The organism is Mesorhizobium sp. M7A.F.Ca.CA.002.04.1.1 (assembly GCF_004022805.1).
GTDB lineage: Bacteria > Pseudomonadota > Alphaproteobacteria > Rhizobiales > Rhizobiaceae > Mesorhizobium > Mesorhizobium ciceri.
This window is the reverse complement of record NZ_RZPL01000385.1, coordinates 1-5,291: the sequence shown is the minus strand read 5'-3', so window position 1 is coordinate 5,291 and position 5,291 is coordinate 1. Positions and strand designations below refer to the sequence as shown.

The following is a 5,291-nucleotide window of genomic DNA, read 5'->3' as shown; positions in this document are numbered from 1 at the left end:
TTCCAGAACTACGCGCTGTCGCCGCACATGACGGTCGCCGAAAACATCGGCTATTCGCTGAAGGTGGCGCAGCTCGACAAGGCCGTCGCGCGCCAGAAGGTTGAAGACGCACTCGCCCTGGTCAATCTGCAAGGGCTGGGCGAGCGTCGGCCGGCCAATCTGTCCGGCGGCCAACGCCAGCGCGTGGCATTGGCGCGCTGCCTTGTCGCCGCGCCCTCGTTGGTTCTGTTCGACGAGCCGCTGGCCAATCTCGACGTGCATCTGAGGGCTTCGATGGAGGACGAGTTCGCGTCCTTCCACAAGCGCACGGGCACGACGATCGTCTACATCACCCATGACCAGGCCGAGGCGATGGCGCTGGCCGATCGGATCGCGGTGATGGATGGCGGGCGTCTTGCCCAGCTGGCGACGCCACGCGAACTCTATCATGAGCCGGCAAATGAAATGGTGGCTTCCTTCATTTCGCAGGGCATTTTGCTGCCTGCGGATGTGTTGAGCGCGGAAGAAAGAGGGCACTGCAAGGTCCGCGTTCTCGGCGCGGAACTGGTTGTCCGCTGCCGGCCAGGCGAGCGGCCGCGAACCGGGGCAAAGGTCTGCTGCCGGTCGGCCGATCTCGACGTGTCGCCGGACGGTCCCGGCTTCGATGGTCTGGTCAAGCGGGTGATCTACCAGGGTGGCTCGGCGCGCATCGAATTCACGCCTTCGACCAATCCCGACCTCACCTTGCATTTCGAACAGCCCGATCCAGTCGCGCTGGAGAGCGGAGCCCAGGCACGCCTGCGGATACGCTCCGGCTGGCTGATCCCGGCGGCGGGGGCGGCATCGTGATGATGCTCGACCTGCTCGGCGGCTTTGGCGAAAAGGGCCGCACCAGCCTTGCTGTCTGCAGCGGCAAGGATCGCATCCTGCTCGACGTCGGCATCAAGGTCGGCGCCTCGGGGGCGGACTACTATCCGGCGCTGAACGGCTCGGTCGCCGACATCGATGCGCTGTTCGTCTCGCATGCGCATGAGGATCATATCGGCGCGCTGAGCTGGCTGCTGTCGCGCGGTTATGCCGGTCCGATCTTCATGACCGCCGAGACCCGCGACGAGGCGCCTGCCACGCTCGCCGGCTATGCTGAGCCCGAGGATTTCAGGCGGTTCCCTTTTCCCGAAGATCGCCTCGAATTGTTCGAACCCGGCGACACGTTGAACAGCGGCAATTTCACGATCCGGACGGGACGCTCCGGGCATGTCGTGGGCGGCGTCTGGTTTGCCGTGGACGATGGCGAGAGCCGCGTCGCCTATTCCGCCGATGTGGTGCCGGACAGCAATGTCTTCGTCATGGACACGATCCCGCACTGCGACCTGCTTGTCCTCGATGCTTCCTACGGCGCCGATCCGGTGCCGGGGGCGGCGCGTGCGCGCGAAATCTCGCAATGGGTTGCGAGGCATTCGGGCGGGTGTCTTTTGCCGACGCCGCTCTCGGGTCGGTCGCTGGAGCTGATCGCGGCCTTGCCAGGGCCGTTCGCCATCCATGCCGGCATGCGCTCGTCCCTGGAAGCGCAGATCGGCGCCACGGCAGCCCTGTTGCCGGGCGTTTCAACGTTGCTGCGCCGCCGCCTGCAAGACGCAGCCGACTGGACCGATGCCGATCCCCTGCCGTCCATGCCGCTGCTGGCGGATGACGGCATGGGTGAAGCCGGCCCATCGTCGCGCCTCTTGCCGCGTGCCGACCATTCCGGTTTTCCGGTGCTGCTTACCGGGCATCTGCCGTCAGGTTCGCCGGGCGATGTGTTGCACAAGGCCGGTCGGGCGGACTGGGTACGCATGCCGACCCATCCGACGCTGTCGGGCAATGTCGATATCTGGGAGAAGGCCGGCCGTCCCGCGGCACTCGGCCATTCCTGCACGCCGGATCTTCTCGGCGACCTGCAATCCCACATCCCCTCGCTGCGCACGCAATGCCGCACCGGCCAGCGCATAGTGGTGTCGGAGGCAAGAAAACGATGAGAATTCTGATCTGCAACGATGACGGCATCGAAGCGCCGGGGCTTGCCCGTCTGGTCGCGGCCGCCAGCGCGTTGAGCGGCGATGTCTGGGTGGTCGCGCCCGACGGCAAGCGCACCGCCGCCGGCTCGTCATTGACGATTGCCAGGCCGTTGACCATGCGGCGCCTCAAACCGAACTGGTACGCCTGTTCCGGCACCCCGGCCGATTGCGTGGTAAGCGCCATGACCTGGTTGTTCGCCGATACGAAGAAGCCAGATCTGGTGCTGTCGGGTGTCAACGATGGCCGCAACGTTGCCGAGGACCTTGCCTATTCCGGCACGCTCGGCATTGCGCGGGAGGCCACTTTCTGGGGCGTTCCGGCCATTGGCTTCTCACGCGTGAAAAATCCTGATTTCACCGATGGCGACGACCAATGGCTTGGCGCGCTGATCGTGTCCCTGTGGCAATCGCGCGCCGACTGGGCCGCTGAGGGTCATTGGCTGAGCATCAACCTGCCGACCTCGCTGCCGGCCGAAATCCGCCAGCCGCGCATCGGTCGCGACAAGATCGCCCGCAAGGCCGAGATCGTGGAGAGCGACGGCGACCGCACGGTCATCACCGTGCCGCGCGGGCGGGCTCACGACAGCCAGCCGGGCGACGAGAACGACGCGATCGATGCCGGCTTCATCAGCATCAACCGGCTGAACTGGCTTGGCGAGACGCGGCTGGACGAACGGTTTCTGGACGGGATCCCGCGCCAGCGGCAAACTGGCTGACCTGAGGTCTGCGCGTCGTCATCCGATCACCAACCTGTCAGCGGTTAAATCAAGCCAATCCACTACCTATGCTTGAAGCCGCCGCTATTTCATTCCACATCGGTGCGGATGAAGGGCGAAACAGGAGAACGGCGGCGGCATTTGCTGTGGGCTTTGCCCGCATCGCTGATCCTGCATGCGCTCATCGCGGCGTTTCTGATCTATGGCCTGCCGAGACCCGAGCAGCAGCCGGTTCAGCAGGAACAGCCCGTCAATGTCGCGATCGTGCCGCCGCCCGAGAAGCCCAAGCCGAAACCTGCTCCAAAGCCGCCGGAACCGACACCTGAAAAGAAGGCTGAAAAGCCGCCTGAACAAAAGCCGCCGCCGCCGAAACCGCCAGACGACCAGGTTCTGAAGCGCGTTTTCCAGTACGGCCAGAAAGATACCGGGCCGGAGAAATCGCTCGACGGAAGCAGCGCTAAACCCAACACGCCGTCGCCGGCCAAGGATGAGGCTGCAAAGCCGCCTGTCGCGCCGACACCCGTGCCGACGGAGCCCGCCCCGGCTGCAACGCCACAGCAGAAGGCAGACCCCAGCAAGCCTGACGAGAAGCCGGCCACCGTTGCGCCGGACGAAAAGCCCGCGCAAAGCGAGGAAAAGCAGGCGACCGAGGACACCGACAAACAGCAGCCGGACAAACAAGAACTCGCACCGCAACCTGACGAAAAGCAAGCCGTCGTGACGCCAAAGCCATTGACGGCTGAGACCGGTGACAAGCCGGCGCCTCCAGCTTCGACTGGAAAGGCAAAGTCCAAACCTGCCAAGACAATGACGTTCAAACCCGCAAGAGCTTTCAAAGCGCCGATCGGGAATGCTGGAAGGTCAAATCCCACCAACGACGACGTTGCAGGATCACCAATCTATTCCGGCCTTCCGGGCGTCAGAAAGCTTTACTCGCAAGGGGCAACCGGCAATGCGTTCGCTACAAGCTCCATGGAGAATGTGCCGCGCGGTCAGCGGGTGGCCACCCTTTGCGGCAACGTTCTGAGCCGGGAACTGCAAAGTGCCGACTATACGGTCAAATGGGTGCCAACCATTACGCTGGACAAAGGCAATGTTCTCAATCCTCCGCAGGCCGCCTTCAGCACCAGAAACGCTTGGTACAACCTAAATTTCCGATGCGAAGTCGACGCCGATGCGACGAGGGTCCTGTCCTTCAACTTCCGTGTGGGCTCACTCGTGCCGCCTGGCGAATGGGCCAGCCGTGGATTCACAAAGTATCGTCTAAACTAGGCCGGCACACCAAACCTAGCCAATTGCCGGCTAACTTCTTGCCAGTCGGCGCAGACGAAATCGGCACCGGCAGCCGTCAGCCGCGCGGCGTGCTCGGCATAGGTATGGCCGCCACCGGTGTAGCCGATCGCCGTCATGCCGGCGGCGATCGCGCCCTGGATGCCGAAGGGCGAGTCCTCGATGACGATGCAGTCAACGGGATTGGCGCCGATCTTGTCCGCCGCGAAGAGGAAGATGTCCGGCGCGGGTTTGCCGTTCTTGACCATCGAGGAACTGTAGATCGCATCGCCGAAGAAACGCGCCAGCCCGGTCACCGCAAGGCTGTGGTTTATGCGCTCGACGGAGGAGGACGAGGCGACACAGCGGTCGCCTGCAAGCGCCTCCAGAAAGGCAGTGATTCCCGGTGTCGGCTTCAATTCCTGCGAGAACAGCACCTTGGTCTCGGCCCAGATGTCGCCGTCCGCCGCCGCCGGAAACTGGTGGCCGGTCAAATCTTTGATCCTGGCGATGATATCGGACTGCTTCATGCCGATGCATTGGGCGATGACGCTGGTGTTGACGCCGGGCATGCCGTGCTTTTCGTAGACGCGCTCATAGGCGCGGGCGGCCAGAGGCTCGCTGTCGACAAGAACGCCGTCGCAATCGAAAATAATAGGCCTTGGTCGCGCCACGCGTTTCCCTCTCGAGTCAATTTTCGCACATCGCTATCGGCAAAAAGTCAAATGTTCAATAGCACGTGCGGTTTTGGGGGCGCGAAGAGCGGGCTCAAAGCTGGCGCAACGCATCGCTCGCACGGGAAGACACGAGCGCCCGTTGCATGGCTTGCCGGGACTGCGCGCGATCCGGGGTGATCCAGTTCGGTTCGGCGCCGAGAAAGCGGTCGAGGAAAGCCACCGCATAGGCCGGCATCTCGGTCACATTCTCGCGATAGGACCACCAGGTGCGCAAATCGTCGGCGCATTTGTCGATCCCGGGTGTCGTGCCGAATTCCTGCTCGTGGATCGCCGAAATCACCGAGACGCAGTAGTTGGTGTAGAGGAAACCCTCCGGCCAGAAGCGGACGATTTCCAGCGTGCCGGCGTTCGTTTCCGTCTCGATCAGCTGCGTGAGGCCGGAGATTTCCCTGGCCGGCGCCTGTTTTATCAGCTCACGCAGCACGAGGCCGGCGGCAAAGACGATGAAGTCGGCGCGGTCGATCGCGGCGAAGCGCTTCTGCCCCTCCATGATCTCGACCCAGTCGAGAAAGGCCCTGGTGAGCTTGGCCTCGTCG

General features: G+C 63.6%; 6 protein-coding genes. 4 read left to right on the top strand and 2 right to left on the bottom strand.

From position 1 onward, the window contains the following. The 4 genes from ENZ75_RS19700 to ENZ75_RS19685 all read left to right on the top strand — a co-directional run. A partial coding sequence (locus ENZ75_RS19700; protein ID WP_164887877.1) for an ABC transporter ATP-binding protein occupies positions 1-828 on the top strand: 828 nt, incomplete at its 5' end. Next, complete coding sequence (locus ENZ75_RS19695) at positions 828-1,994, top strand: MBL fold metallo-hydrolase (protein WP_063169126.1); 1,167 nt, start codon at positions 828-830, stop codon at positions 1,992-1,994. The genes ENZ75_RS19700 and ENZ75_RS19695, both read left to right, overlap by 1 nt. Continuing rightward, positions 1,991-2,749 carry a 5'/3'-nucleotidase SurE gene (locus ENZ75_RS19690; RefSeq protein WP_027162942.1) on the top strand — a complete coding sequence of 253 codons (759 nt, stop codon included), beginning with the start codon at positions 1,991-1,993 and terminating at the stop codon, positions 2,747-2,749. Before ENZ75_RS19695 ends, ENZ75_RS19690 begins: the two co-directional genes overlap by 4 nt. Positions 2,750-2,857: 108 nt before the next feature. Then, a complete protein-coding gene (locus ENZ75_RS19685) occupies positions 2,858-4,021 on the top strand; it encodes a DUF930 domain-containing protein (protein ID WP_063169125.1) in 1,164 nt (387 codons plus the stop codon). On the opposite strand, the gene ENZ75_RS19680 is transcribed toward ENZ75_RS19685, so the two are convergent. Together ENZ75_RS19680 and ENZ75_RS19675 are read right to left on the bottom strand one after the other, a co-directional pair. Then, positions 4,018-4,692 carry an HAD family phosphatase gene (locus ENZ75_RS19680; RefSeq protein WP_024503715.1) on the bottom strand — a complete coding sequence of 225 codons (675 nt, stop codon included), beginning with the start codon at positions 4,690-4,692 and terminating at the stop codon, positions 4,018-4,020. The genes ENZ75_RS19685 and ENZ75_RS19680 overlap by 4 nt on opposite strands. Before the next feature lie 94 nt (positions 4,693-4,786). Beyond that, positions 4,787-5,291: hypothetical protein (locus tag ENZ75_RS19675; protein WP_128278255.1), on the bottom strand; the 505-nt coding region annotated here is incomplete at its 5' end.

What these genes read in the sequence shown, in the direction of transcription:
- ENZ75_RS19695 (WP_063169126.1), top strand. Translation starts at nt 828, where the DNA reads ATGATGCTCGACCTGCTCGGCGGCTTTGGCGAAAAGGGCCGCACCAGC.
- ENZ75_RS19690 (WP_027162942.1), top strand. Translation starts at nt 1,991, where the DNA reads ATGAGAATTCTGATCTGCAACGATGACGGCATCGAAGCGCCGGGGCTT.
- ENZ75_RS19685 (WP_063169125.1), top strand. Translation starts at nt 2,858, where the DNA reads ATGAAGGGCGAAACAGGAGAACGGCGGCGGCATTTGCTGTGGGCTTTG.